22 protein-coding genes and 2 rRNA genes are annotated in these 25,693 nt (G+C 72.9%); 7 read left to right on the forward strand and 17 right to left on the reverse strand.

Going from position 1 to position 25,693, the window contains the following annotated elements; genetic code table 11:
- Window positions 1–16: 16 nt before the first annotated feature.
- Window positions 17–235 (forward strand): DUF397 domain-containing protein, encoded by a 219-nt coding sequence (locus D7147_RS17350; protein ID WP_120678825.1) that lies wholly within the window; start codon window positions 17–19, stop codon window positions 233–235.
- Between the two features lie 82 nt (window positions 236–317).
- Here the strand turns inward: D7147_RS17350 and D7147_RS17355 are convergent, their stop codons facing one another.
- Window positions 318–746, reverse strand: coding sequence for a hypothetical protein (locus tag D7147_RS17355; protein ID WP_233563174.1), 429 nt, complete (start codon window positions 744–746; stop codon window positions 318–320).
- Between the two features lie 333 nt (window positions 747–1,079).
- Here D7147_RS17355 and D7147_RS17360 point away from each other — a divergent pair, with 333 nt between their 5' ends.
- The 3 genes from D7147_RS17360 (at window position 1,080) to D7147_RS17370 (ending at window position 3,900) form a co-directional block, all read left to right on the forward strand.
- Window positions 1,080–2,327 carry a cytochrome P450 gene (locus D7147_RS17360; protein ID WP_120678827.1) on the forward strand — a complete coding sequence of 416 codons (1,248 nt, stop codon included), beginning with the start codon at window positions 1,080–1,082 and terminating at the stop codon, window positions 2,325–2,327.
- Window positions 2,328–2,579: 252 nt separating this feature from the next.
- Window positions 2,580–3,062 carry a DUF4383 domain-containing protein gene (locus tag D7147_RS17365; RefSeq protein WP_120678829.1) on the forward strand — a complete coding sequence of 161 codons (483 nt, stop codon included), beginning with the start codon at window positions 2,580–2,582 and terminating at the stop codon, window positions 3,060–3,062.
- Window positions 3,063–3,240: 178 nt separating this feature from the next.
- On the forward strand, window positions 3,241–3,900 hold the full coding sequence (locus D7147_RS17370) for a DUF6766 family protein (RefSeq protein WP_120678831.1): 660 nt from the start codon (window positions 3,241–3,243) through the stop codon (window positions 3,898–3,900).
- 42 nt (window positions 3,901–3,942) lie between these two features.
- Here the strand turns inward: D7147_RS17370 and D7147_RS17375 are convergent, their stop codons facing one another.
- The 8 genes from D7147_RS17375 to D7147_RS17410 form a co-directional block, all read right to left on the reverse strand.
- Window positions 3,943–4,392: a GNAT family N-acetyltransferase gene (locus tag D7147_RS17375; RefSeq protein ID WP_120678833.1), complete on the reverse strand. Its 450-nt coding sequence runs from the start codon at window positions 4,390–4,392 to the stop codon at window positions 3,943–3,945.
- A gap of 70 nt (window positions 4,393–4,462) precedes the next feature.
- Window positions 4,463–5,938, reverse strand: coding sequence for a GTPase ObgE (obgE, locus tag D7147_RS17380; protein ID WP_120678835.1), 1,476 nt, complete (start codon window positions 5,936–5,938; stop codon window positions 4,463–4,465).
- An 88-nt stretch (window positions 5,939–6,026) separates the two neighbouring features.
- Entirely contained in the window at window positions 6,027–6,281 is a 255-nt protein-coding gene (gene rpmA / locus D7147_RS17385) for a 50S ribosomal protein L27 (protein ID WP_120678837.1), read from the reverse strand.
- Between the two features lie 11 nt (window positions 6,282–6,292).
- Window positions 6,293–6,607 carry a 50S ribosomal protein L21 gene (rplU, locus tag D7147_RS17390; protein WP_120678839.1) on the reverse strand — a complete coding sequence of 105 codons (315 nt, stop codon included), beginning with the start codon at window positions 6,605–6,607 and terminating at the stop codon, window positions 6,293–6,295.
- Between the two features lie 165 nt (window positions 6,608–6,772).
- Complete coding sequence (locus D7147_RS17395) at window positions 6,773–7,252, reverse strand: hypothetical protein (protein ID WP_120678841.1); 480 nt, start codon at window positions 7,250–7,252, stop codon at window positions 6,773–6,775.
- 109 nt (window positions 7,253–7,361) lie between these two features.
- Entirely contained in the window at window positions 7,362–10,433 is a 3,072-nt protein-coding gene (locus tag D7147_RS17400) for an Rne/Rng family ribonuclease (RefSeq protein ID WP_120678843.1), read from the reverse strand.
- A 130-nt stretch (window positions 10,434–10,563) separates the two neighbouring features.
- On the reverse strand, window positions 10,564–11,283 hold the full coding sequence (locus tag D7147_RS17405) for a TIGR03936 family radical SAM-associated protein (RefSeq protein ID WP_120678845.1): 720 nt from the start codon (window positions 11,281–11,283) through the stop codon (window positions 10,564–10,566).
- A 145-nt stretch (window positions 11,284–11,428) separates the two neighbouring features.
- Window positions 11,429–13,414, reverse strand: coding sequence for a TIGR03960 family B12-binding radical SAM protein (locus D7147_RS17410; protein ID WP_120678975.1), 1,986 nt, complete (start codon window positions 13,412–13,414; stop codon window positions 11,429–11,431).
- 187 nt (window positions 13,415–13,601) lie between these two features.
- Here D7147_RS17410 and D7147_RS33105 point away from each other — a divergent pair, with 187 nt between their 5' ends.
- Window positions 13,602–15,272 (forward strand): hypothetical protein, encoded by a 1,671-nt coding sequence (locus tag D7147_RS33105; RefSeq protein ID WP_407663359.1) that lies wholly within the window; start codon window positions 13,602–13,604, stop codon window positions 15,270–15,272.
- A gap of 43 nt (window positions 15,273–15,315) precedes the next feature.
- Here D7147_RS33105 and D7147_RS17420 read toward each other — a convergent pair whose 3' ends face one another.
- From D7147_RS17420 to ndk, 3 genes are all read right to left on the reverse strand, one after another.
- Window positions 15,316–16,014: a lysophospholipid acyltransferase family protein gene (locus tag D7147_RS17420; protein ID WP_120678847.1), complete on the reverse strand. Its 699-nt coding sequence runs from the start codon at window positions 16,012–16,014 to the stop codon at window positions 15,316–15,318.
- Window positions 16,015–16,293: 279 nt separating this feature from the next.
- Window positions 16,294–17,850 carry an alkaline phosphatase D family protein gene (locus tag D7147_RS17425; protein WP_120678849.1) on the reverse strand — a complete coding sequence of 519 codons (1,557 nt, stop codon included), beginning with the start codon at window positions 17,848–17,850 and terminating at the stop codon, window positions 16,294–16,296.
- A 343-nt stretch (window positions 17,851–18,193) separates the two neighbouring features.
- On the reverse strand, window positions 18,194–18,619 hold the full coding sequence (gene ndk, locus D7147_RS17430) for a nucleoside-diphosphate kinase (protein WP_120678851.1): 426 nt from the start codon (window positions 18,617–18,619) through the stop codon (window positions 18,194–18,196).
- Between the two features lie 143 nt (window positions 18,620–18,762).
- Between ndk and D7147_RS17435 the strand changes: the two genes are divergently transcribed.
- Complete coding sequence (locus tag D7147_RS17435) at window positions 18,763–20,094, forward strand: VOC family protein (protein ID WP_120678853.1); 1,332 nt, start codon at window positions 18,763–18,765, stop codon at window positions 20,092–20,094.
- Between the two features lie 117 nt (window positions 20,095–20,211).
- Here D7147_RS17435 and D7147_RS17440 read toward each other — a convergent pair whose 3' ends face one another.
- The 3 genes from D7147_RS17440 to D7147_RS17450 are packed head-to-tail and all read right to left on the reverse strand — an operon-like array spanning window position 20,212 to window position 24,517.
- On the reverse strand, window positions 20,212–20,571 hold the full coding sequence (locus tag D7147_RS17440; RefSeq protein ID WP_120678855.1) for a DUF4233 domain-containing protein: 360 nt from the start codon (window positions 20,569–20,571) through the stop codon (window positions 20,212–20,214).
- A complete protein-coding gene (locus tag D7147_RS17445) occupies window positions 20,568–21,902 on the reverse strand; it encodes a bifunctional folylpolyglutamate synthase/dihydrofolate synthase (protein WP_120678857.1) in 1,335 nt (444 codons plus the stop codon). Before D7147_RS17445 ends, D7147_RS17440 begins: the two co-directional genes overlap by 4 nt.
- Window positions 21,899–24,517 carry a valine--tRNA ligase gene (locus D7147_RS17450; RefSeq protein WP_120678859.1) on the reverse strand — a complete coding sequence of 873 codons (2,619 nt, stop codon included), beginning with the start codon at window positions 24,515–24,517 and terminating at the stop codon, window positions 21,899–21,901. Before D7147_RS17450 ends, D7147_RS17445 begins: the two co-directional genes overlap by 4 nt.
- A 70-nt stretch (window positions 24,518–24,587) precedes the next feature.
- Here D7147_RS17450 and D7147_RS17455 point away from each other — a divergent pair, with 70 nt between their 5' ends.
- Window positions 24,588–25,271 carry a hypothetical protein gene (locus D7147_RS17455; protein WP_120678861.1) on the forward strand — a complete coding sequence of 228 codons (684 nt, stop codon included), beginning with the start codon at window positions 24,588–24,590 and terminating at the stop codon, window positions 25,269–25,271.
- 138 nt (window positions 25,272–25,409) lie between these two features.
- Here the strand turns inward: D7147_RS17455 and rrf are convergent.
- Together rrf and D7147_RS17465 are read right to left on the reverse strand one after the other, a co-directional pair.
- A 5S ribosomal RNA gene (rrf, locus tag D7147_RS17460) occupies window positions 25,410–25,526 on the reverse strand.
- Window positions 25,527–25,608: 82 nt separating this feature from the next.
- A 23S ribosomal RNA gene (locus D7147_RS17465) occupies window positions 25,609–25,693 on the reverse strand; the annotation flags it as partial.

Consider the following 25,693-nt stretch of genomic DNA (forward strand, 5'->3'; position numbering starts at 1 on the left):
CACTGGAGGATTGACCATGGCTCAGCACCCCAAGGGAGACTTCGACCTGTCCCGGGCGGTCTGGCAGCGGGCCGAGGGTGACGCCACCGACGGCGCCGTGGAGGTCGCCTTCGTCGACGACCTGATCGGCATGCGCAACTCCGCCGAGCCGGACGGGCCGGTCCTGGTCTTCACCCAGGACGAGTGGGACGCGTTCGTCGCCGGCGCCCAGGACGGCGAGTTCGACCTGGCCTGACACCCGGGCGCGGAGGCGACCGGCGCGGGCCGCCGGAGCGACGGGGTGGACCCGTCGCGACGGCCCCGCGCGGTACGGCCGGTCACGAGTCCCCGTCGCCCCAGCCGAGGCCACCCGGGCCTGCCGCGTGGTGGAAGCCGGGGTGACCGGCCACGTCGACACAGTGTTCGGCGTCCGGGCCGACCGCACCGCAGAAGAGTCGTTCGGCCCGGTGCCAGGCGTCGGCCGGGGAGAGCGCCGCCGCACCGAGCGCCAGCTCGGGCCGGAGCAGGCTCAACGCCTCGGCGTAGCCGACGGCCAGTTCACGGGCCTGCGCGGGGCCCGGCGCAGTGAAGCCCAGGTGCACCGTGAAATGGCGGGGTGGCGGCGCGGGCCGCCGTGGTGGAGCGATCAGCGGCGCCTCCGCCGCGCCGAGGGCGAGGCCGAGCGGGCCCGGGCCGCGCCCCGGGCCCGGCCGGCCGCCGGGCGCCCCGGTCGTCCGCCCCCACCGCGACGAGCTGCTACCCCGCATTGCGCCTCCCCGTGATCCTGCTTCCGCAGGTGCGCCGCACCCCGCGCCGCACCGGGCGACGCTCCGCGAGGCCGCGCCGCTCACCGAAGCGAACCAGGTTTCCGCGCTCCTGGGAGGGGCCAGCGGACGTCGTCGTCCGCTGGCCCCTCCCCCCCGACCGTCCGCCGCCGCTCGGCGCCCGCAAGGCGACGCACGGCCCGCGGCCGAAGCGGCCGGCCGACGCCGACTCCGGGTGCCGCGCGGGATTCAGCCGCCCCGGACCGGGGTAGACGGCAGTCGGCCGACGGGCCACCCGCCCGGAGGCCCCGCCGCCACCCGCGTCAGGAGGCCCCGATGGCGAGCATCCCGGCCGACCGGAGTCCGGAGAGCTCCCTCGCGCTGCTCCGCGACGGCTACCGGTTCATCGGCTCGCGATGCGACAGGCACGGCGGCGACATCTTCCAGACCCGGCTGCTGCTGCGGCCGACCATCTGCCTACGCGGGCGGGACGCCGCGGCGCTCTTCTACGACACGGACCGCTTCGAACGCGCGAAGGCCACGCCGATGCGCGTGCAGCGGACGCTGACCGGGCGCGGCGGGGTGCAGGGGCTCGACGACGCCGCGCATCGGGCCCGCAAGGAGATGCTCCTGTCGCTGATGACCCCGACCGCGCTCCGCCGCCTGGGCCAACTCTTCGACGACGAGTGGCAGGCCCACCTCTCGCGCTGGGCGGGTGCCGGCCGCGTCGTGCTCTACCCCGAGCTGGGCCGGATGCTCACCCGGGCGGTCTGCGCCTGGGCCGGCGTGCCGCTGCCCGACGCGCAGGTCGACCGGTGCGCCGGCGACCTGCACGCCATGATCGGAGGCGGCGCGGCGATCGGCCCGGGACACTGGCGCGGGCTGCTCGCCCGACGCCGGGGCGAACGCTGGCTGGCCGGCCTCGTCGACCGCACCCGCAGTGGCGCAGTGCCCGCCCCCGCCGGCAGCGCGCTGCGGGTCGTCGCCGAGCACCGCGACGAGCGGGGCCGGGCGCTCCCCCGCCGGATCGCCGCCGTCGAACTGCTCAACCTGCTGCGGCCGACCGTCGCCGTCGACCGGTTCGTGGTCTTCGCCGCGCTCGCCCTGCACGACCACCCCGAGTGGCGGCAACGGGTGCGCGACGACGACGCGGCGACCGAGCGGTTCGTCCAGGAGGTGCGGCGGTACTACCCGTTCTTCCCGGCCGCCGCCGCGCGGGTACGACGCCCCTTCGTCTGGCGGGGCTACCACTTCCCACGCGGCCGTCGGGTCCTGCTCGACCTGTACGGCACCAACCACCATCCGGCGCTCTGGCCCGAACCGGAGCGGTTCCGGCCGGAGCGCTTCGACGGCGGGCCACCGGACCCGTTCGCGCTGATCTCGCAGGGCGGCGGGGACCACGCGACCGGACACCGCTGCGCCGGCGAGTGGATCACCATCGAGCTGATGAAGCGCGCGGTGACCAACCTGACCAGCCGGATGCGGTACGACGTACCACCGCAGGACCTGGCGGTGAGCCTGCGCCGGATGCCGGCCCTGCCGCCGAGCGGATTCGTCATCACCGGCGTACGCCGCACCGCCTGACCGGATTCGGCACGACGAAACGATCGAGCTGTGGAGCGACGGGCAGGGGGCCGCGCCGCCCGTCGAGTCACCCGTCCCGGCCGCCACCGTCGTACCTGTTCTCGCATTCCTCTGCGCCACCGGGCACGCCGACTCGAAAATGGGGCATCGCTGGGCCGCGTCACGTCACCGCCTCGGATCGTGAGGTGAACGGTCCGCACGGCCAGCGGCCGGCCGACCGTCGGCGGGTCTGAATCTCCGGAGGTGGCATCGATGGCAAGGGACGCGCGCGCCGGCCGACCGGCACGGCCCAGGCCCAACGTGCAGCTGGCCGCCGTGACGGTCGCCGTGTTCTTCCTCGTCATCGGCGCGTTCGGCTTCGTTCCCGGTGTCACCACCAACTACGACGAGCTCTCCGGCGCCGGGCGCAATTCGCAGGCCATGCTCTTCAACGTCTTCCAGATCTCGATCCTGGACAACGCGGTACACCTCTTCTTCGGGCTGCTCGGCCTCGTGATGGCCCGGACCATCGCCGGCGCCCGGCTCTTCCTGGCCGGCGGCGGGACGTTCTACCTCGGCGTCTGGCTCTTCGGCTTCGCGATCAACCAGGACGGCGCGGCGAACTTCCTGCCGGTGAACAACGCCGACAACTGGCTGCACCTCGGCTTCGGCTTCGGCATGCTCGTCCTCGGCCTGCTGCTCTCCAACCGGTACGGCACCGGCGGGCGCCTGGACGCCCCCGCCGAACGCCGCTGACGTCGCGCCGCCGCAGACGCCGCTGGTACGCCTCGCGTGCCGCCACCGACCGCTCGGTCGCCCCTGTCCGGCGCCGTCACCCGAACGGGTGCTCCCGCGCCGGGGCGGACTGGTCCGGTTTGCCCGCTGAGCCGGTTGGGCAACGGAGAGTTGCCGGAGCAGCGCCGAGGAGGTCGAGATGCCGCGTTGGTTGCGGAAGAACGCCCTGGCAGTCGCCATGTTCGGCGCGTTCTTCGTCTTCCTGGCACTGCAGAGCGTGTTCGGCTGGCAGAGCCACAACGAGGAGTTGACCGAGTTCGGGGCCGCCCCGTTGAGCTGGCCGGCGTACCTGGCCACCGGGCACTTCGCCGAGGCGGTCTTCGAGAACTGGGAGTCGGAGTTCCTGCAGATGGGCGGCTACGTCCTGCTCACCGCGTACCTGGTGCAGCGGGGGTCGGCGGAGTCGAAGCCGGAGGACGAGACCGACCGCCCCGAGGACGACGAGCGCCGGGCCACCGCGGCCTCACCCTGGCCGGTACGCCACGGCGGGCTACCGCTGGTGATCTACCGGAACAGCCTCTCCATCGCCCTGCTGCTGATCTTCGCCGGCTCCTTCGTCGGGCACCTCTTCGGCGGCACCGCGCAGTACAACGCCGAGCAGGCGCTGCAGAGCGGCGCCCCGCCGATCAGCTCCCTCCAGTTCCTCGGCACCAGCGACTTCTGGTTCCAGTCCATGCAGAACTGGCAGAGCGAGTTCCTGGCGGTCGGCACCCTGGTCGTGCTGAGCATCTTCCTGCGTCAGCACTCGTCACCGGAGTCCAAGCCGGTCACCCGGGCGCACGCCGAGACCGGCGCCTGAGCCGTCGGTAGCCGCCCGAGCGGCGACCTGGGCCGCCGCCGGTCAGGCCGGCACCGGCAGCCGCTTGGCGAAACAGACGCTGTACGGGTTGCCGACGTACTCGCCGTAGGTCGGAATGGTCTGGTAACCGCAGGAGGTGTAGAGCCCGATCGCGGCCGGCAGGTACGTGCCGGTCTCCAGGCGGATGGTGCTGTGCCCCCGCTGGTACGCCAACTCCTCCAGCGCGGCCAGCAGCTGGCGGGCGATGCCCCGCCCCCGGTACGCCGGCCGGACGTACATCCGCTTGATCTCGCCGGTCTCCGCGTCGAGGGACTGGAGGCCCCCACAGGCGACCGCCCGACCGTTGACCACGACGGCGAGGTACCGGATGCCGTCATGGGTCTCGGTCGCCTGGCCGTCCAGCCCGCCGTCCGCCTCGCGCAGCTCACGCTGCTGGGCGGTGACGAGGGCGGCGATCTCCGGATCGATGGCGACGCGGAACTCGATCAGCATCGCTTCACGGTAGGCCGGACGGATTTCCGCCAGGTTTCCATGAAACGACCCGATCGCGGACGGTACCGAGCTATTCGGCGTCGTCGACGTCCTCGGCCGCCGCATCGGCGTCGGCGGACGTCTCGGTCCCGAGCTCGTCGGCCGGCCGCTGACGGCGCGCCTTCCGGGCGGCCAGCCGCTCGGCCGCGTTGGCCCGCGTCGACTTCTCCTCCAGCCGCTGGTCGGCCCCGCGCACGTTGGGAACGAACTCCGCTCCGGCGTAGAGCGTCGGCTGCCAGTCGAACTCGCGCTCGCCGATCCGGACCAGATCACCGGGTTGGGCGCCCGCCTTCGCGAGCTTCTCCTCCACGCCGAGCCGGGCCAGCCGGTCGGCGAGGTAGCCGACCGCCTCGTCGTTGTCGAAGTTCGTCTGGCGGACCCAGCGCTCGGGGCGCGAGCCGCGGACGGTGTAGGAGCCGTCCGACTCCGCCTCGATGGTGAAGCCGGCGTCGTCCACCGCGGTCGGCCGGATCACGATCCGGGTCGGCTCGATGATCGGCGTCGCCGCGCGGTTCTCCTCGACGAGCTGCGCCATGGCGAACGTGAGCTCCTTCAGCCCCTCGCGGGTGGCGGTGGAGATCTCGAAGACCCGGAAGCCGCGCGCCTCGAGGTCCGGCCGCACCATCTCGGCCAGGTCGCGGCCGTCCGGGACGTCGATCTTGTTGAGCGCCACCAGCCGGGGCCGGTCCGCCAGGCCGCCGTACTCGCTCAGCTCGGCCTCGAGGGCGTCGATGTCGGCGAGCGGGTCCCGGTCGAGCTCCAGGGTCGCGGTGTCGACGACGTGCACCAGCACCGCGCAGCGCTCGATGTGCCGGAGGAACTCCAGGCCGAGCCCCTTGCCGCTGGCCGCGCCGGGGATCAGGCCCGGCACGTCGGCGACGGTGAAGGTGTGGCTGTCGACCCGGACCACGCCGAGGTTCGGCACCAGGGTGGTGAACGGGTAGTCAGCGATCTTCGGCTTGGCCGCGGAGATCACCGAGATCAGCGAGGACTTGCCGGCCGACGGGAAGCCGACCAGGCCGACGTCCGCGACGCTCTTCAGCTCCAGCACCACGTCGAGGTGCTCGCCGGGCTCACCGAGCTCGGCGAAGCCCGGCGCCTTGCGCCGGGAGCTGGCCAGCGACGCGTTGCCCCGGCCACCCCGACCGCCGCGCGCCGCCTCGAAGGTCGTGCCGGCGCCGACCAGGTCGGCGAGCACGGTGCCGTCCTGGTCGAGCACCACCGTCCCGTTGGGGACCGTGAGCACCAGATCGCCGCCGTTGGCGCCGTCCCGGTTCGACCCGGCGCCGCCGTTGCCGCTCGGCGCCTTCACGTGCGGGCGGAAGTGGAAGTCGAGCAGCGTGTGCACCTGCGGGTCGACGACCAGCCGTACGCTGCCGCCGTGCCCGCCGTTGCCACCGTCCGGACCACCGAAGGGCTTGAACTTCTCCCGGTGGATCGAGACACAGCCGTGCCCGCCGTCGCCGGCCTGCAGGTGCAGGACGACCCGGTCAACGAACGTCGTCACGCTGTCAATCCTTCCAGCGGGGAACGCCCCGCACGAGAAAAGCAAAGCGGGCCGGGACACCAGGTCCGCGGCCCGCTTCGCCGGAAAACTACTGCTGCGGCACGATGCTGACGGTCTTGCGACCGCGCTTGGTGCCGAACTGGACCGCACCGGCGGACAGCGCGAAGAGCGTGTCGTCCCCGCCACGGCCGACCAGGTCACCCGGGTGGAACTTGGTGCCGCGCTGCCGGACGATGATCTCGCCGGCGCTGACCACCTGGCCACCGAATCGCTTCACGCCGAGCCGCTGGGCCGCGGAGTCACGGCCGTTACGCGAGCTGGACGCACCCTTTTTGTGAGCCATCTGAGGACGACCTACTTCCCGCTGGAGATGCCGGTCACCTTGACCTGGGTCAGCGGCTGGCGGTGACCCTGGCGCTTGTGGTAGCCGGTCTTGTTCTTGAACTTGTGGATCCGGATCTTGGGGCCCTTGGTGTGCGCGGTGATCTCGCCGGACACCGCGACCTCGGCGAGCTTGGCCGCGTCGGTCACCAGGTCGTCACCGTCGACGAGGAGCACCGCGGCGAGCTTCACCGCGTCGCCGGGAGCACCGGCGAGCTTCTCGACCTCGATCACGTCGCCCTCGGCGACCTTGTACTGCTTGCCGCCGGTCTTGACGATCGCGTACATCGGAGGCGGACTCCCTGTCGTTGAGGCTGCTGGTGGTCGTCCCCGCGGCGGCTCGCCGGGTAGCAGTGGCACGGCGGCGCGGGCACGCGGGAACTCGGCACACAAGAGTGCGCCGCAGGTCAGCGTACGCCATGTCCGCCCCGCAGCCCAAACCGCCCCGGCGGATCAGCGTGGGCAGAGCCGATCGAGGCGCTGCCGGAGGCGGTCCAGCCCGGTCTCGTCGAACCCGCCCACGTCGGCGACCATCCCCGCCACCTCGGCGCCCAGGTCGTCGAGGAGTGCGCCCAACTGCGGGTCGGCGGCTCGGGTCGACTGCTCACGCAGTACCGCACGCCAGCCGGCGAGGGCGTCCCCGGCACGCCGGCGGGCCGTCTCGGCGGCCGTGGCGTCGCCGGCGCCGGTCGCCGCGACCATCCGGCCCAACTCCTCGTCGTACGTCCGGACCGCGACCTCGCCGGCCCGCCGGACCGCTGCGCACACCGCCGGAGTGTTCCCGCCGGTCGGAGCGCCGCCCCCCGCCGTCGCGGCGGCGGTCGCCCCCGGACCGGCGGGGTTGCTCGGCGCGGCGGCGGGCCGCTCGGAGGTACAGGCGACGGCCGGCCAGAGGCCCGCGACCAGCACGACCACCACGAGCACCCGACGCATCCGCGGTCCTCTCGCCCGGTGGGCCCCGCCGGGAACGAGCCGGGCCCCCACCGGCCTCATGCTGCCGGAGTGGGGGCCCTGCCGTCCACGCGTGGATCGACCGGTCAGGTCACGGGCGGGTACGCCGCCGGGCACCGCCGCGCCGGGAGCGACGCCGGGTGGTGCTCTCCTCGTCGCCCTCCTCGGAGAGCGCGTCCGGATCGTCGGCCCCGGCCAGCCGGGCCGAGTCGCCCTCCTGGCTGTCGGCCACCGCCGGGGCGGCCTCGGTCGCCGTCTCGTAACGGGAGAGGTCGTAGCCCATCGTGTCGTAGTACTCGGTGTCGCGCCCCGCGGTCGTGTCGGCGCCGGTGACGGCGGCCGTGCGGGTGGTGGCGTCCACCTCGGTGGTGGCGGCGCCGGGATCGGTCTCGGTGACCTCGGCCACCGCGCGCTCCACCGGGGCCGCCGACTTGCGCGCCCGACGGCGGGTCGCGCCACCCGACTCGGCGGGCGGGGTGACGACCGCGGAGGCCACCGCCTTGACCTTCTCCCCCGCCCCACCGGTGCGCGGCTTCTCCGGCACCGGCTCGGTGTGGATGATCACGCCGCGGCCCTTGCAGCACTCGCAGGTCTCGCTGAACGCCTCCAACAGCCCCGCGCCGATCCGCTTACGGGTCATCTGCACCAGACCGAGCGAAGTGATCTCGGTTACCTGGTGCTTGGTGCGGTCCCGGCCCAGGCACTCGGTCAGCCGGCGCAGCACCAGCTCCCGGTTCGACTCCAGCACCATGTCGATGAAGTCGATCACGACGATGCCGCCCAGGTCACGCAGCCGGAGCTGGCGCACGATCTCCTCGGCCGCCTCCAGGTTGTTGCGGGTGACCGTCTCCTCCAGGTTGCCCCCGGAGCCGGTGTACTTGCCGGTGTTGACGTCGATGACGGTCATCGCCTCGGTGCGGTCGATCACCAGCGAACCGCCCGAAGGAAGGAAGACCTTGCGGTCCAGACCCTTCAGGATCTGCTCGTCGATCCGGTACTCGGCGAAGACGTCCGTGGTGCCGGCGTGCCGGCGCAGCCGGGGGACCAGGTCCGGCGAGACGTGCGACAGGTACGACTCGACCACGTCGTACGCCTCGTCGCCCTCGATGACCAGCTCGCGGAAGTCCTCGTTGAACAGGTCCCGGACCACCCGGATGACCAGGTCGGGCTCCTCGTAGAGCAGCACCGGGGCGCCGCCCTCGGCCGCCTTGGCCTGGATGTCCTCCCACTGCGCCTGGAGCCGCTTGACGTCCCGGGCCAGCTCGTCCTCGCTGGCGCCCTCGGCGGCGGTACGGACGATCACGCCCGCGCCGTCCGGGACCAGCTTCTTCAGCACGTCCCGCAGCCGCTTGCGCTCGGTGTCCGGCAGCTTCCGGCTGATCCCGGACGCGTTGCCGTTCGGCACGTAGACCAGGTGCCGGCCGGAGAGCGCGATGTGGCTGGTGAGCCGCGCCCCCTTGTGCCCGATCGGGTCCTTGGTGACCTGCACGAGCACCGAGTCGCCGGACTTGAGCGCCTGCTCGATCGAGCGGGCCCGCCCCTCGAGGCCAGTGGTGTCCCAGTTGACCTCGCCGGCGTAGAGCACCGCGTTGCGGCCCCGGCCGACGTCGACGAAGGCCGCCTCCATGCTCGGCAGGACGTTCTGCACCTTGCCCAGGTAGACGTTGCCGGCCATGGTGCCCGACGAGTTGCGCGTGACGTAGTGCTCGACCAGGACGCCGTCCTCGAGCACCGCGATCTGGGTGCGGTCGCCGCGCTGGCGTACCGCCATCACCCGGTCCACCGCCTCCCGGCGGGCCAGGAACTCCGACTCGCTGAGGATCGGCGGCCGGGTACGCCGCTGCTCCCGACCGTCGCGGCGGCGCTGCCGCTTCGCCTCCAGCCGGGTGGAGCCGGAGACGCCCTGGACCTCGTCCACGCTCCGGCGCGGCTCACGGATCTTGACCACGGTCGGGACGCCGTCGTCCGCGCCCGCCTCCACGTCACCGGCACCGCGACGACGACGGCGGCGACGACGACGGGTCATCCCGTCCCCGCCCTCGGCCTCGTCCTCCTCGTCGGCCTCCTCGGCCTCGGACTCGGCCTCGACCTCGGCCTGCGCCGCTTCCTCGGCCTCGTCCTCGTCGGCCTCGTCGGCGCCGCCCTTGCCCCGGCCACGACCCCGACGGCCGCGCCGACGCCGGCGCCGGGCGGCGAGGGTGTCGTCCTCGTCCTCCTCGGCCTCGGCGGCCTCCTCGGCCTCGGTGATCTCCTCGGTCGGCTCCTGCTCCGCCTCGGCCGTCTCCACCAGCTCGGCCTCGCGGCGGCCACGCCGACGGCGGCGGGCCGGCTCGGCCGGCTCGGCCGCCTCCTCGGCGGCCGGCGGCTCGGCGGGCGCGGGCTCGGGTGCCCGGACGATCGGCTCCGACTCCGGCTGCGGGGCCATGAACAGCACGGTGGGCGCGGCGAGCGCGGCCCGCCGACGGCGACCACGCGGCAGCTCCTCCGCCCCGGCAGCCTCGGTGAGCTGTTCCTGGGCGGGCGACACGGCGACCCCGGGCGAGACGTCGCCGGACTGCGCCTCGGTGCCGGTGTCGGGCCCGGGCTGCTCCGCGTCCGCCGTCCGCGCCTCGCCGGTCTCCCCCGGCTCCTCGCTCGTCGCGGTCGCCGGCTCCTCGGCCGGCGGCTCCGCCACGGGCTCGGCCGGCGTCGCCACGGCCGGCTCGACCGCCGGTGTGGCCTTCCGCCGACGGGTACGGGTGACCTTGACCGGCGGGACGAGCTCCGCGGAGCCCTCCTCGACGGCCTCCGCGACCAACGGCTCCTCGACCGCCTTCGCGGCGGTGGCCTTGCGGCGTCGGCGCGGCGTCTTCGGGGCGATGTCGGAGTCACCGGAGATGGGCGCGAGGACCTCCGCCTGCGGAGACTCGGCGCTGCCCACGCTGGTGGTGGACGCCGCCACGGGCGCGTCGGCCTGCTCCGGCTCGGTCACCGGCTTGGCGCGCCGCCGGGTGGTACGCCGCCGGACCGGCGCGGCCTCGGCGGCGCCGGACTCCTCGGCGCCCTCCGCGCCGACGCGGCTCTCCACTCCGCCCCGGTCGACGGCGTCGTGCTGCTGATCGGCGGTGTCGCCGGCCGGCTGTGAACCGGTCCGTTCGCCGCCCTCGGGCTCGTTCTCGAGCATGGACGTTCTCCAGTTCTGGCTACCCCGGGCGCGGGTGAGCGCTGCCACGCAGGGTCGCCGCAAAAGGTGTTCCGCCGGTGCGCAAGGTGCGCGACCGCCGAAGTCTGCCTACTCGAACACCGACCGTCGGTCAGTGTTCGCCGATGGTTGCCCCGTCGCGGTCCGCATCCAACGGATCCACGATCTCGCCCTGCGCGGTCAGCGTGCCCTGAGCCAGCCGGGTCACTCTCGGCGGAACCGGCGGCTCCAGGCCGGCCACCACGCGGAGGCCGGAAAGGACGTCATCGGGTCGTACGGACGGGGTGACCTGCCGCACGACCACTTCGAGTATCGCACACGGTACGGCCGGTGCCCCGGAAGGCGTCTCCGACGGCGAGAGCACATCGATGCCGATGACGGCGGCACGGCTGTCGAAGGTGCGTCGCCCCTGCTTGGTCATCCGCTCGACCTGGATCTCCTCGGCGGCCGTGAAGGCCCGCACCGCCGGCTCCACCGTCGCCGGGTCGACCTCGGGCAGCTCGATCCGCCACCGGGACGCCTCGATCCGGTCGGCGAGGCTCCCGCCGCCGGCCACCACGGCGTCGAGCACGTCGAGGCCGGGCGAGAGCGCCGCGTCCAGGGCCACGCGCAGCTGCTCCGGATCGACCGGCTCGCGCAGGCCGATCTCCAGGTACTCCGCCTCACTGCCCACGCCGGTGGGCGCGGCGGAGGCGTAGGAGATCTTCGGGTGCGGGGTGAAGCCCTGGGAGAAGGCGATCGGTACGCCGGCCCGGCGCAGCGCGCGCTCGAAGGCCCGGGCGAAGTCCCGGTGCGAGGTGAACCGGAGCGGTCCACGCTTGGCGTACCGGATCCGGACCCGCTGGACGACGGGTGCCTGGCCGCCCTCGGGTTGAGGCTTTCTGGCGATCGTGAGCTCCTCGGGGGTACCTGCGTCTCCGCCCCATCCTGGCGCAGCGCTCTGGGCGGTACGCGGCCGGGGCGGAGACGTCTCGACGCTACTGCTCGGCGCCGGCGGGCAGCTTCAGTCCGTTGACCGGGGTGAGCGGGAGCAGTTTCTTACCGGTTGGCCCGATCTGGATCTCGGTGTCCATTGCGGGGCACACGCCGCAGTCGAAGCACGGCGTCCACCGGCAGTCGTCCTGCTCGTACTCGCCCAGCGAGTCCTGCCAGTCCTGCCAGAGCCAGTCCTTGTCAAGCCCGGAGTCGAGGTGGTCCCACGGGAGCACCTCGAGCTCGTCGCGCTCGCGGGTGGTGTACCAGTCCAGGTCGACGCCGAACCCCGGCAGCACCTCGGCCGCCGCGTCCACCCACCGCTGGTAGGAGAAGTGCTCGCTCCACCCGTCGAACCGGCCGCCGTTCTCCCACACCCGGTGGATCACCGCGCCGACCCGGCGGTCACCGCGGCTGAGCAGGCCCTCGATCAGCGACGGCTCGCCGTCGTGGTAGCGGAAGCCGATGGCGCGGCCGAGTGACCGGTCGGCGTTGATCGCCTGCTTGAGCAGCCGGAGCCGGCCGTCGATCACCTCGGGCCGCTCCATCGCCGCCCACTGGAAGGGGGTGTGCGGCTTCGGCACGAACCCACCGATGGAGACCGTGCAGCGGATGTCCTTCGAACCGGTCGCCGCGCGGCCGGCCCGAATGACCTCGTGCGCCATCTCGGCGATCTCGAGGACGTCGTCGTCGGTCTCGGTGGGCAGGCCGCACATGAAGTAGAGCTTCACCTGCCGCCAGCCGTTGGTGTACGCGGTGACGACGGTGCGGATGAGGTCGTCCTTCGACACCATCTTGTTGATCACCTTGCGGATCCGCTCCGACCCGCCCTCGGGGGCGAAGGTCAGACCGGTCCGGCGACCGTTGCGGGACAGCTCCTGGGCCAGGTCGATGTTGAACGCGTCCACCCGGGTGGAGGGCAGCGAGAGCGAGACGTTGGTGCCCTCGTACTGCTGGGCGAGGCCGGAGCACATGTCGCCGATCTCGGAGTGGTCGGCGGAGGAGAGGGAGAGCAGGCCCACCTCGTGGAAGCCGGAGAACTCCAGACCCTCCCGCACCATCTGCCCCACGGTGGTGATGGAGCGTTCCCGCACCGGCCGGGTGATCATGCCGGCCTGGCAGAACCGGCAACCCCGGGTGCAGCCCCGGAAGATCTCCACCGCGTACCGCTCGTGCACCGTCTCGGCGAGCGGCACCAGCGGCTTCTTCGGGTACGGCCAGGCGTCCAGATCCATCGTCGTGCGCTTGTGCACCCGGAACGGCACGTCCGCCCGGTTCGGCACGACCCGCTGGATCCGGCCGTCGGGCAGGTAGTCCACGTCGTAGAAGCGCGGCACGTACACGCTCTCGGTGCGGGCGAGCCGCAGCAGCAGCTCGTCACGCCCACCCGGGCAGCCCTCCGCCTTCCACTCTCGGACGATCGCGGTGATCTCCAGCACCGCCTCCTCGCCGTCACCGAGTACGGCGGCGTCGACGAAGTCGGCGATCGGCTCCGGGTTGAACGCGGCGTGCCCGCCCGCCAGCACCACCGGGTCGGCCTCGGTGCGGTCGGCGGCGAGCATCGGGATGCCGGCCAGGTCGATGGCGGTGAGCAGATTCGTGTAACCCAGCTCGGTGGCGAAGGAGACGCCGAAGACGTCGAAGTCGCGTACCGACCGGTGCGCGTCGACGGTGAACTGCGGCACGCCGTGCGTGCGCATCAGCTTCTCCAGGTCGGGCCAGACCGCGTACGTCCGCTCGGCCAGCACGTCGGGCAGCTCGTTGAGCACCTCGTAGAGGATCTGCACACCCTGGTTGGGCAGACCCACCTCGTACGCGTCCGGGTACATCAGCGCCCAGCGCACCACCGCGGCGTCCCAGTCCTTGACCACCGCCCCCAGCTCACCACCGACGTACTGGATGGGCTTCGTCACCTGGGGCAGCAGCGGCTCCAACCGGGGCCAAACAGAGTTGGCCGCGACCGGGCGCGGCGTCGTGGACTGGACGCTCATGATGCCCAAGGGTACGCGCCCGCCCCGCGCGGCCACGCGCGCGGCGGTGACACGCCGTCACGGTCGTCGTCGACCCGCCCACCTCCGCCCTCGTCGACCGGGAGCATCGCCCCGCACGCGGTGGCCCGACTCCCCGCTCGTGGCGCATCGGTACTAACCTCGGTTCGGCGCGAGAGGAGATTGCCGGATGCCGGAGCCGCAGCCGGAAGCGGACCGACCGGCCCACGAGACGCCCCCGAGCCCGGGGCCGCACCGTGAATCGGCCGCCCCCGGGCAGCAGCAGCCCACCTCCTCCCCCGAACCATCGGAGGCCGCCACCGTGGATCCGACGGCGCCGTCCGACGCCGCGCTCCCCGCCGACGCCGACACGACTGCCACCACCGGGCCGGCCGACCGGCCCGTCGACGGCTCCGCACCCGACGAGGTCGCACCGGCGCAGCGGAGCGAGCGCCGGCCCGACGAACCGACCCGGACGGATCGACAGGCGGGCACCGACCCGACGGAGCCCGCTCCGACCGACCGGGCCGAGGGCACCCGCCGTCTCGACGAACCGACAGTGACCGACGACCGTGCGGGCACCGAACCGGCCGGCCCCGACGGCACCCGCCACCTCGACGAGGCCGCTCCGGCACCCGGGGACGAGTCGCGGGCCGACGGCCCCTCCGGCACCCGGCAGCTGCCCGTCCGCGAGGCCGCTCCGGCACCCCGGGACGAGCCACGGGCCGACGGCCCCTCCGGCACCCGGCAGCTGCCCGTCGGCGAGGCGCCCGATCCGGCACCCCGGTGGAGCGGCTCCGCCCCGGTGCCGCCACCGCCGCCCCGGCGGCGCGCCTGGGGCGAGTCGGCCGAGCCGACCCCCGCGCCGCCGCCACCCGAGCCGCCCGAACACCGGGTGCCGGTCGATCCGTGGGCCGGAGTGGACACCGGCGGTTGGGAGCTGCCCTCCGGCGAACTGCCGCCGCTGCCGCCCCTGCCGCCGACGCAGCCGTACCCGGCTCCCGCGCCGACCCGGCCCTACTCCGGTCCGCCGGTGCCGGTGTCGCCACCGCCGCAGCCGGTTCCGCAGCCAGCACCCCCGCCCGGCCACCCGCCGCCCGGCCATCCGCTGCCCCCGGCGCCGAACGCGCCGGCTCAGCAGCACACCGCCCGCCCACCGGCGCCGCCACCTGCCGCCGCATCGCGACCACTGCCGCCCCCACCCGCGCCGCCGAAGCAGCGCCGGTCGAAGCGACGCGACACCCCGCCACCGGCCGCGCCGCCGCCCGGCTGGCGCGCACCGAAGGGGTACGTCCCGGTCCCGGTCCGCAAGCGGCGCCGCTGGCCGTGGCTGCTGCTGCTCGCCCTGGCCTGCTGCTGCGGCTGTCCGGCGTACTACGGCCTGCCGATCTGGTCGCAGTACCCGGCCCACGCCGCGCTCCCGGCCCAGGTCTCCGACCTGTCGTTGCGCCAGGACGGCACCAGCACGCAGACCGCCCGGCAGCTGGAGATGGAGGTGCGCAAGGCGCACCTGCTGGCCGAGGACACCTTCGCCGGCGTCTACACGAACCCGGACGGCAAGCAGGTGACCGTCTTCGGCGGCACTGGTTTCCGGCTCGACCCGGAGTCGGCCGCCGACGAAGAGATCGCGCGGCTCGCGCAGCAGTACCAGCTCGGCTCCGCCGAGACCGTCGACACGGGGGTACGCGGCCGGCACCAGCGCTGCGCGGTGGGACGGGCCGACGGGGACGCCGTCGTCGTCTGCACGTCGGTCGACCACGGCAGCATCGCCACCGCGGTCTTCACCCGTCTCTCCCTGCAGGACAGCGCCGGTCTGCTCGACGAGCTGCGCGGCCGGATCGTGAGCCCGGACCGGAACTGAGCCGGCCCCCGCCCGGGCTGCCGGCTCAGGCCGGGCTGCCGGCTCAGGCCGGGTCGGGGCGGGGCTGATCCGGCTGGACGCGCAGCATCGGCGCGTACCGCGAAACGTACTCCTGGCCGGTGAGCTTCTGGATCTCGCTCATCACCTCGTCCGTCATGGCACGCAATGAGGCGCTGTCGTTCGGACGCCCGGTGAAGTCCAGGGGCTTGCCGAACCGGATGGTGACCTTACCGGCGCCGGGACGCGGGATCCGGACCCCGACCGGCTGCACCTTCTCCGTACCGATCGTGCCGACCGGGATGATCGGTACTCCCGCACCCACGGCCAGCCGCACCGCGCCCGTGCGGCCCCGGTAGAGCCGACCGTCCGGCGACCGGGTCCCCTCCGGATAGACCACCACCAGCTCACCGGCCTTGAGCGCCGGGATAGCCGCGTCGAACGCGGACAGCGCGGCCCGTCCACCGGTCCGCTCGACCCGGATCGCACCGAGCCCGGTGAGCACGAACTTCGAGAACTTCCCCTTCACGCCGACGCCCTTGAAGTACTCGGACTTGGCCCAGAACGCCAGATGACGCGGCACCACCGAACCGAGGAAGAGTTCGTCGGCGACCGAGAGGTGGTTACCGGCGAAGATCGCTCCACCGGTCTCCGGCACGTGCTCCAACCCCTCCACGGTCGGACGGAACGCCAACCGCATCGCGGGCCCCACGGTGAGCTTGCCGATGGTGTAGAGCAGCGGCACTGGTCCTCCGACAGGTCGTGTACGTGCGGGCGGTGTCACGGTAGCGGACGTACCCCAGATCCCCGAACGGGTGGTGCTCCCCAGGTGCTCGGATGGGGACGGATCGCGGGGTGCGCGTACCTCATCTACCCGAAGCGCCGCCGGCGTCACCGGCGGACGGCGCCCCCGTCACTCGAAGGTGCCACCGAACCACCGGGCGTCGTACGGCCCGACGGTCGGATCCCCCGCAGCCGGCGGTGGCCCGGCGTCCCGGGCCACCGCCGTCGATCGTCGAGCGGATCAGCGCGTCGGGGCCGGGAGCGTCCGGCTCCAGAGCGAGACACCGTCACGGTCCCGCAGGTGGACCGTGAACGCGCCGGTGTCGCCGTCGACCTCCACCTCGCCGAAGTGCTGGAATCCCTCGGCCGGAGAGGCGTTCGCCCGCGGCGGCGCGTGCACGAACACGGCCTCCGGCCCGAACGTGCCGTCCAACGCGTTCGGTCCGAACGCACCCGCGTGCGCCGGGCCGGAGACGAACTCCCAGAACGGGGTGAAGTCGCCGACCGCCGCCCGGGCCGGGTCGTAGTGGTGGGCCGCGCTGTAGTGGACGTCGGCGGTGAGGAAGACGATGCCGGTCACCCCGGCCCGGTGCGCGCTCCGCAGCACCTCGGCGAACTCCAGCTCCCGCCCGGCCGGCGCGCCCGGATCGCCCTGGGCCACACCCTCCTGGGTACCGGGCCCGTCCGGTACGACCACCCCGATCGGCAGGTCGGCGGCGATCACCTTCCAGGTCGCCCGGGACCGCTTCAGCTCACGGATCAGCCACTCGCGCTGCTCCCGGCCGAGCAGCCCCCGCTTCGGGTCGGCGTACGTGTTGCCGTCGTTCGGGTCCTTCCAGGTCCGCATGTCCAACACGAACACGTCCAGTCGCGACCCGTACGACAGCCGCCGGTAGAGGCGTCCGTCCAGCGGGGTGGGCACCCACTCGTGGAACGCCCGGCGGGCCCGGGTGGCGAGCACGTCCACCCGGCGCTCGGTGTACCGGTCGTCGGTCAGCACCTCACCCGGGTACCAGTTGTTGGTCACCTCGTGGTCGTCCCACTGGTTGACCTGCGGCACCTCGGCGACGAACCGACGCAGGTGCTCGTCGAGCAGGTTGTACGCGTACTGCCCCCGGTACTCGGTAAGCGTCTCGGCGACCTTGCTCTTCTCCGGGGTGACCAGGTTGCGCCAGATCCGGCCGTCCGGCAGGGTCACCGTCTCGCTGAGCGGGCCGTCGGCATAGACGGTGTCCCCGCTGCACAGGTAGAAGTCGGGGCGGGTGGCCCGCATCGCTCGGAAGATCGACAGGCCGCCGAAGTCCGGTGCGATGCCCCAGCCCTGCCCGACGATGTCACCGGTCCAGACGAAGCGGACGTCCCGCCGGTCGTGCTCCCGGGCGGCGGTGGTCAGAATTCCGGTCAGCGGCTCGCTGACCAGTCCGTGCCGGTCGAGGCTCTCCACCCGCACCCGGTAGTGCAGTCGCTCACCGGCAGGGAGCCCACGCAGCCGCACCTTGCCGGTGAGGTCGCCGGACGGGTCGAGCACGGGGCCGGTCAACCGTCGGGCGCCCCGGAAGTCGGGCCGGCGGCTCACCTCCACCAGCATCCGGCCCGGCCGGTCGGCGCGGGTCCACACCAGCGCCGAGTCGGCCGTCGTGTCGCCGCTCTGCACACCGTGGGTGAGCACCGGGCGGCCGGCCGGCCGCCACGCGGGTGCGGCCGTCGCGCCGGCCGCACCGAGCAGCCCGCCGCCGACCACTCCCGCGCCGGCTACCAAACCGGCCCGCAGTACCGCACGTCGATCAAGTTCGGTCATCGTTCCTCCCGGATCGGGGACTGATCCAGTCGGTGTACCGGCCGGACGTGTCCGGTTCCCGGGGCCCGAGTGACCGTGACCGGAACGGCGGCTGACGACCGGCATGACCGGCGTCACAGCTGCCGCTGCCGCAACCCGTCGGGCCCGCCCGTCCTACCGGCGGCGGAGACGAGAAAGCGCAGGTGGGCACGGGGTCGGACGCGCACCGGCGTCGCGGAACGACGAGTCGAGCCGACGGCGCTCGGCCGTGGCGGCGTGGCGCCGTGGCGCCGTGGCGCCGTGGCGCCGTGGCGGGCTCGGCAGCAGCGCCCGTGCGGGGCTGGGCCGAGCCCGGCGGGCTACGTCAGGCGAGCTCGGGGAACCAGAGCGCGATCTCGCGCTTGGCGCTGTCGACGGAGTCGGACGCGTGCGCCAGGTTCTCCCGGTTGGAGAGGGAGAAGTCGCCGCGGATGGTGCCCGCGGCCGCCCGCCGCCCGTCGGTCGCGCCGACCAGGTTGCGGACCACGTCGATGACCTGGTCGCCGGCGAGCACCAGGGCGACCAGCGGACCACCGGTCATGAAGGTCTTCAGCGGCGGGTAGAACGGCTTGTCCACGTGCTCGGCGTAGTGCTCGTCGGCCAGCGCGGCGTCCATGGTCCGGACGTCCATGACCTCGATCCGCAGTCCCTTGCGCTCGAAGCGCGAGATGATCTCACCGACCAGGCCACGGCGAACCGCGTCGGGCTTGATCAGTACGAGCGTGCGCTCCTCGGGGATGCTGCTGGACACGCTGAGTTCCTCCTGTGCGCGGAAGCGGGTCTGGCTGGGTACGGTCAGCCTAGCGACCCGGTCCCGGCGCCGGCGCGGCGGCTGGCCTTTCCCCCGGTGGCCGCCGCGGCCTAGCCTGGCCCTTGACCCCCGGGAGGTCCACTGTGGCGAATGGCGGGAGCCGGCCCATCGCACCGGTACGCAAGTTGATCGGCGCGGTGCTCGGCACCGTGGCGACCTTCGTGATGCTCTTCGGCCTCGGCATGACGAGCTGGCCCATCGTGGCGCTCGGCACCGCCCTCCTGGTGCTGGCGATCGCGCTGGCGACGGTACGCGCCGGTGGGCGCACCTGGGTGATCGGCGAGGGACACGTGCACAGCGCCACCGAGCCCCCCACCCAGTACGCGTTCGGCCGGTGCGAGCTGCAGCTGGTCATCGACGCGCCGGGACTGCCGCCCCGCAGCAAGAAGATCATCGAACCGCGGGTGCCGGTGGCCAAGTGGCCCTCGCTCGGGCAGACCCTGCCCATCCGGGTGGCGCTCGACGACCAGCGGCACGTGCGGGTGCTCTGGGACGAGGTGCCCACGCACGCGGAGACTGCGGCGGCCGCGGCCGACCTGCCGCCCGAGTACGCCGGCCCCGAGCCGGTGGACGAGGTGCTTATCGCCCAGGACGCCCCACCGTGGGCGGGACGCTCCGCCGACGACGACTTCCGCGACCCGCTCGGCGACCCGCTCGCCGGCGACCCGCTGCGCGACGAGCCGGGCGCCCCGCCGGAGGAGCGCGAGCCGGTCGTGGTGCACCAGCGTCCGGGCGGACCGGTCGTGCTGGAGGGCACGCTCGTCGAGCCGACGGCCAGCAATCCGCTCCCGCGCCGCGCCACCCCGGCACCGCGACCACCCGCCGAGGAGGACTTCGACACCGTCGCGCCGACGGCTGCCGCCCCCACCACCGTCCGCGAGGATCCGCTCGACCCGGTCGACCCCCTCGACCCGCTCGACCTGCCGCTGGACGAGCCGACCCCGGCTCGCGAGCCGCGCGACGAGCGGGTCACGCCGGCCGACCTGGACGAAGCGATCTTCGGCGCCGACCCGGTGGACGACCCCTCCGATCCGGCGGCGCCGATCAGCGGGATCGGGCTCACGGTGCTGGTCACCGACCTGTCCCGGTCGCTCGACTTCTATCGGGACGTACTCGGCTTCACCGAGGTCGACCAGGGCAGCGGCAACGCGTTGCTCGCCTCGGGCCCGACCCGGCTCGTGCTGCGCCAGGTGACCGAGGCCGCGCCGGTGAGCCGCCGGCTGGTGCACGTCAACCTGGAGGTGGACGACATCCAGGCGGCGTACGGGCGGCTGCGCGACTCCGGTGTGCGGTTCACCTACGCCCCCCGCGTGGTCAACCGGGGCACCAAGTTCGAGGTGTGGGCGGCGGCCTTCCGTGACCCCGACGGCCACGGCATCGCTCTCACCCAGCTGCGCGAACGCGCCGACGCTTGACCCCCGCCCCGCCCCGAGATGCCTCGTACACGGAAAGAGTGGCTGTTCCGCGCGGAACAGCCACTCTTTCCGTGAAAGCGTGCGCCGTCGTCGGGGCGGACGCCCGGCGCGGACGGGTCAGCCGAGGATGACCCGGCGCACGTGCAGGGCGTAGGCCCAGGCGAGGGCGAAGATGATGCCCAGCACCAGCAGCGACCAGTGCAGCAGACCGGAGAGCAGCAACAGCCCCTGCAGGGCGGTACCGGCGTGCCACGCCCACTGGCGACGCATCATGCCCGCGAGCGCCACCCCCACCAGCGCCAACGCCACCACCACGCCGATCGCGGTGCCGCTGAGGTCACCACCGACCACCCGGATCGGCTGGATGGCGAGCAGCAGCACGAACGCCTCGATGGCCAGCGTCGCGGCACCGAGGCTGCGGACCGACCGCTGCGGGTTACGCAGCCCCGAAGGGCGCGGCTGCTCGGGCCCGGTCATCGCTTCAGCAGCCGGCGGGCGTCGGCCACGGTCACCACCGATCCGGTGATCAACACACCCACCCCGCTCAGCTCCCCCGGCACGTCCTCCTCGGCCAGCGCCACCGCCGTCTCGATCGCGTCCGGCATCTCCTCGGCCACCTCGACCCGCTCGGGGCCGAACACCTCGGCCGCCAGCGCCGCCAACTCCCGCGGCGGCATCGCCCGGGGCGAGCTGTTGCCGGTCACCACCAACTGGTCGACCACCGGTTCCAGCAGCTCCAGCAGGGCCGGGGCGTCCTTGTCGCCGAGCACGCCGACGACCGCGACCAGCTTGCTGAACGCGAACTCCTCCTGGAGGGCGGTTACGGTGGCGGCCATTCCGTGCGGGTTGTGCGCGCCGTCGAGCAGGATCGTGGGAGCGCTGCGTACCCGCTCCAGCCGACCCGGTGAACTCGCCGCCGCGAAACCCTCCCGCACCGCGTCGATGTCGAGCTGCCGCCGGGCTCCGGCACCCAGGAAAGCCTCCACCGCGGCGAGCGCCACCGCCGCGTTCTGCGCCTGGTGAGCGCCGTGCAGCGGGACGAACACCTCCTCGTAGACGCCGCCGAGGCCCTGGAGGGTCAGCACCTGGCCGCCGACGGCGACCGCCCGGCGCAGCACGCCGAACTCCGAACCCTCCCGGGCGACGGTGGCCCCCACCTCGGCGCAGCGCTCCAGGATCGGCCGGGCGGCCTCCTCCTCCTGCGCCGCCGAGATGACGGTGGCGCCGGGGTGGATGATGCCCGCCTTGTGCAGCGCGATGTCCTCGATCGTGTCGCCGAGCCACTCGGTGTGGTCCAGGCCGATCGGGGTGATGACCGCTACGCCGGCCTGCAGCACGTTCGTCGAGTCCTCGGCCCCGCCGAGCCCCACCTCGACCACCGCGATGTCGACGGGCGCGTCGGCGAAGGTCGCGAAGGCCAGCGCCGTGGTCATGTCGAAGTAGGTGAGCGGCTCTGCCGAGCGCTCGTCCACCAGCCGGGCGAGCGGGGCCACCTCCCGGTAGGTGGCGACGAACCGCTCCTCGCTGACCGGCTCCCCGTCCAGGCTGATGCGCTCCCGGACGGTCTCCAGGTGCGGGCTGGTGTAGCGGCCGGTGTGCAGGCCGAACGCCCGCAGCAGGGAGTCGATCATCCGGGCCGTCGACGTCTTGCCGTTCGTTCCGGTCAGGTGAATCGACGGGTACGCCCGCTGAGGGCTGCCGAGCAGGTCGAGCAGGGACTCGATCCGGTCCAGCTCGAAGACCATGCGGGTGAAGCCCCGCTCGGCCAGCTCGGCCTCCACCTCGGCGAAGGCGTGGTGATCGGTCATGGGAGCAGCGCCTCCAACGCGGCGTCGACGCGGACCAGGTCCGCCTCGGCCGCCGCCAGTCGCTCACGGATCTTGGCGACCACGGGTTCCGGGGCCTTGCCGACGAACGCCGGGTTGTCGAGCTTCGCCCGCGCCTGCGCGACCTCCTTCTCGGCGGCCGCCCGGTCCTTGGTGAGGCGCGCCCGCTCGGCGGCGACGTCGATCGAGCCCCGGGTGTCCAGGGCCACGCTCACCTCGCCCGGCATGGCCAGCGTCGCGCTCGCCGTGAAGTCGTCACCGGCCGCGTCCAGCCGCGCCAGGGAGCGGATCAGCGGCTCGTGCGCGGCGATGCCCGCCGGCCCGAGACCGTCGAGCCGGGCGGCGACCCGCTGCGTCGGCTTCAGCCCCTGGTCGGAGCGGAACCGCCGCACCTCGGTCACCACCCGCTGCAGGGTGCCGACCTCCGCCTCCGCGGCGTCGTCAACGAGGGTACGGTCGGCCACCGGCCAGGCCGCGACCATCACGCTCTCGGCGCCGGTGAGCGCGGTCCACAGCTCGTCGGTGACGAACGGGATCACCGGGTGCAGCAGCCGCAGCAGCTGGTCCAGCACGTGTCCGAGCACCCGACGGGAGACCGCGGCGGCCGGTCCGTCCTCGGCGAGCACCGGCTTGCTCAGCTCGACGTACCAGTCGCAGACGTCGTCCCACGCAAAGTGGTAGAGCAGGTCGCAGACCTTCGCGAACTCGTACGCCTCGAACTGCTCGTCGACCTCGGCGGTGACGTGCGCGAGCCGGGACACGATCCACCGGTCGACGGTGGAGAGCTGCTCGGCGGCCGGCAGCGGCCCGTCGGTGTGCGCGCCGTTCATCAGCGCGAAGCGGGTCGCGTTCCAGAGCTTGTTACAGAAGTTGCGGGAGCCCTGGCACCACTCCTCGCTGACCGGCACGTCCTGGCCCGGGTTGGCGCCGCGCGCCAGCGTGAACCGGGTGGCGTCGGCGCCGAACCGGTCGATCCAGTCCAGCGGGTCGACGACGTTGCCGAACGACTTGGACATCTTCTTGCCGTGCTCGTCGCGGACCATGCCGTGCAGGGCGACCACGTCGAACGGCTGCACCCCGTCCATCGCGTACAGGCCGAACATCATCATTCGGGCGACCCAGAAGAAGAGGATGTCGTACCCGGTGACCAGGACGCTGGTCGGATAGAACTTCGCCAGGTCCGGGGTCCGCTCCGGCCAGCCCAGCGTGGAGAAGGGCCAGAGGCCGCTGGAGAACCAGGTGTCGAGGACGTCCTCGTCCTGTCGCCAGCCCTCGCCGGTGGGCGGCTGCTCGTCCGGGCCGACGCAGACGATCTCGCCGTCCGGCCCGTACCAGACGGGGATGCGGTGGCCCCACCAGAGCTGGCGGGAGATGCACCAGTCGTGCATGTTGTCGACCCAGGCGAAGTAGCGCTTGGCCAGCTCGGCCGGCTCGATCTTCACCCGGCCGTCCCGGACCGCGTCGCCGGCGGCCTTGGCCAGCGGCGCCGTGTTCACGAACCACTGGAGCGACAGGCGCGGCTCGACGGTGGTCTTGCACCGCGAGCAGTGCCCGACCGCGTGCACGTACGGCCGCTTCTCGCTGACGATCAGGCCCTGTTCACGCAGCGCCGCGACGATCGCCGGGCGGGCCTCGTAGCGGTCCAGCCCCTGGAACGGGCCGTGCGCGGTGATGATGCCCCGCTCGTCCATGATCGTCAGGGCGGGCAGGTCGTGCCGCTGGCCGATCTCGAAGTCGTTCGGGTCGTGCGCCGGGGTCACCTTGACCATGCCGGTGCCGAAGCTCGGGTCGACGTGCTCGTCGGCGACGATCGGGATCCGCCGGTCGGTGAGCGGCACGGGCACCTCGGTGCCGATCAGGTGCTTGTACCGCTCGTCGTCCGGGTGCACGGCGACCGCGGTGTCACCGAGCATCGTCTCGGCCCGCGTGGTGGCCACGACCACGTCGTCGCTGTAGCGGATCGAGACCAGCTCACCCTCGTCGTCGGTGTGCTCCACCTCGATGTCGGAGAGCGCGGTGAGGCAGCGCGGGCACCAGTTGATGATCCGGTTCGCCCGGTAGATGAGGCCGTCGTCGAAGAGCTTCTTGAACATGGTCTGGACGGCCCGGGACAGCCCGGCATCCATGGTGAAGCGCTCCCGGTCCCAGTCGACCGCGTCGCCGAGGCGCCGCATCTGGCCCAGGATCGCACCGCCGGACTCGGCCTTCCACTGCCAGACCCGCTCGACGAACTTCTCCCGACCCAGGTCGTGCCGGGAGAGCCCCTCGGTGGCGAGCTGCCGCTCGACCAGGTTCTGGGTGGCGATGCCGGCGTGATCCATGCCGGGCAGCCAGAGCGCCTCGAAGCCCTGCATCCGCTTGCGCCGGTTGAGCGAGTCCATGAGGGTGTGCTCGAACGCGTGCCCCATGTGCAGCGAACCGGTCACGTTCGGCGGGGGGATGACGATCGTGAACGGGGGCTTGTCACTCTCCGCCGACGCCCGGAAGTGGCCGGCGGCTACCCACTGCTCGTACCGTCGCTGCTCTACCTCACCCGGCTGGTACTGGCCGGGCAGGGTGGGGGCGTCGGGGCGTCGGGCATCCAGTCTCTCGGTCACCCGAGAAAGTCTACGGAGGGCTTCGGCGGACCCGGCGTGCGCCACCTGCCATTCGCGTACGGTGTCGGCTATGTCCGACGCACATCTCACCGAGCGGCAGCTCTCCGACGGCCCGGAGCCCGTCGAGCTGACCGAGGAGCCCATCCAGCTGAGCAACCGGGACCCCGCCGCCGCCCCGGAGCGACGGGTGGGCTGGTCCCGCCGACGGCGGATCGTGTGGGGTGCGGCGCTCGTGGTGGGCCTGGCGGGAGCGGGCGTGCTCGGGGTTGCGGGCTGGCGGGTGGCTCAGGAGAAGGACACCAGGATCGCCTCGCCCGACCAGGTGGCCGGTCTCAGCAGGGACGACAGCGAGCGGGCCCGGAGCACGGCCGACTACCTGCGGAGCGGCTTCGCCGCGGACATCGAGCTCGACCGCAGCTTCGGCACCGTCTACCGGGACCCGACCGACGAGAAGCGGTCCGTACTGCTCTTCGGCGGCACGACCCTGCTGTGGCAGCCGGAGCGCGACCTGGACAGCCTCTTCGGCCTGATGGCCGACGAGACGGGCAAGGTGACGGGGCTACGCGAGGTGCCGGCCGGCGAGCTGGGTGGGGTCATGAAGTGTGGCACCACCAGCGGGGACGGCGGGGACTTCGCGGTTTGCGGATGGGCCGACCACGGCAGCGTGGTGCTGGGCATGTTCCCCGGCCGCTCGGTCGACGACGCGGGCGAGCTCTTCGGCGACATTCGGAACGTCATCCAGACCCGCGGCTGAACATCGCCGGCCCGTTCGTCGGCGGGCCGGCGCCATCCGCTCCTTCACCGGGGCCGGCGATGCCCGCGCCGTTTCTGAAGACAGCCGGAAACGCGTTCAGGGCCACCCCTGAAAGGGGTGACCCTGAACGGAAAGAATGTCCGGCGGTGTCCTACTCTCCCACACCCTCCCGAGTGCAGTACCATCGGCGCTGGAGGGCTTAGCTTCCGGGTTCGGAATGTGACCGGGCGTTTCCCCTCCGCCATGACCGCCGTAACTCTATGAACATGTCAACCAACCACACACAATTGGGGGTTGTTGCTTGTTCAGAGTTGCACAGTGGACGCGTAGCAGCTTAGTAGTCAAGTCCTCGGCCTATTAGTACCGGTCAACTGAACCCGTTACCGGGCTTACATTTCCGGCCTATCAACCCAGTCGTCTAG

The sequence above is a fragment of the Micromonospora musae genome (genome assembly GCF_003626545.1).
GTDB lineage: Bacteria > Actinomycetota > Actinomycetes > Mycobacteriales > Micromonosporaceae > Micromonospora > Micromonospora musae.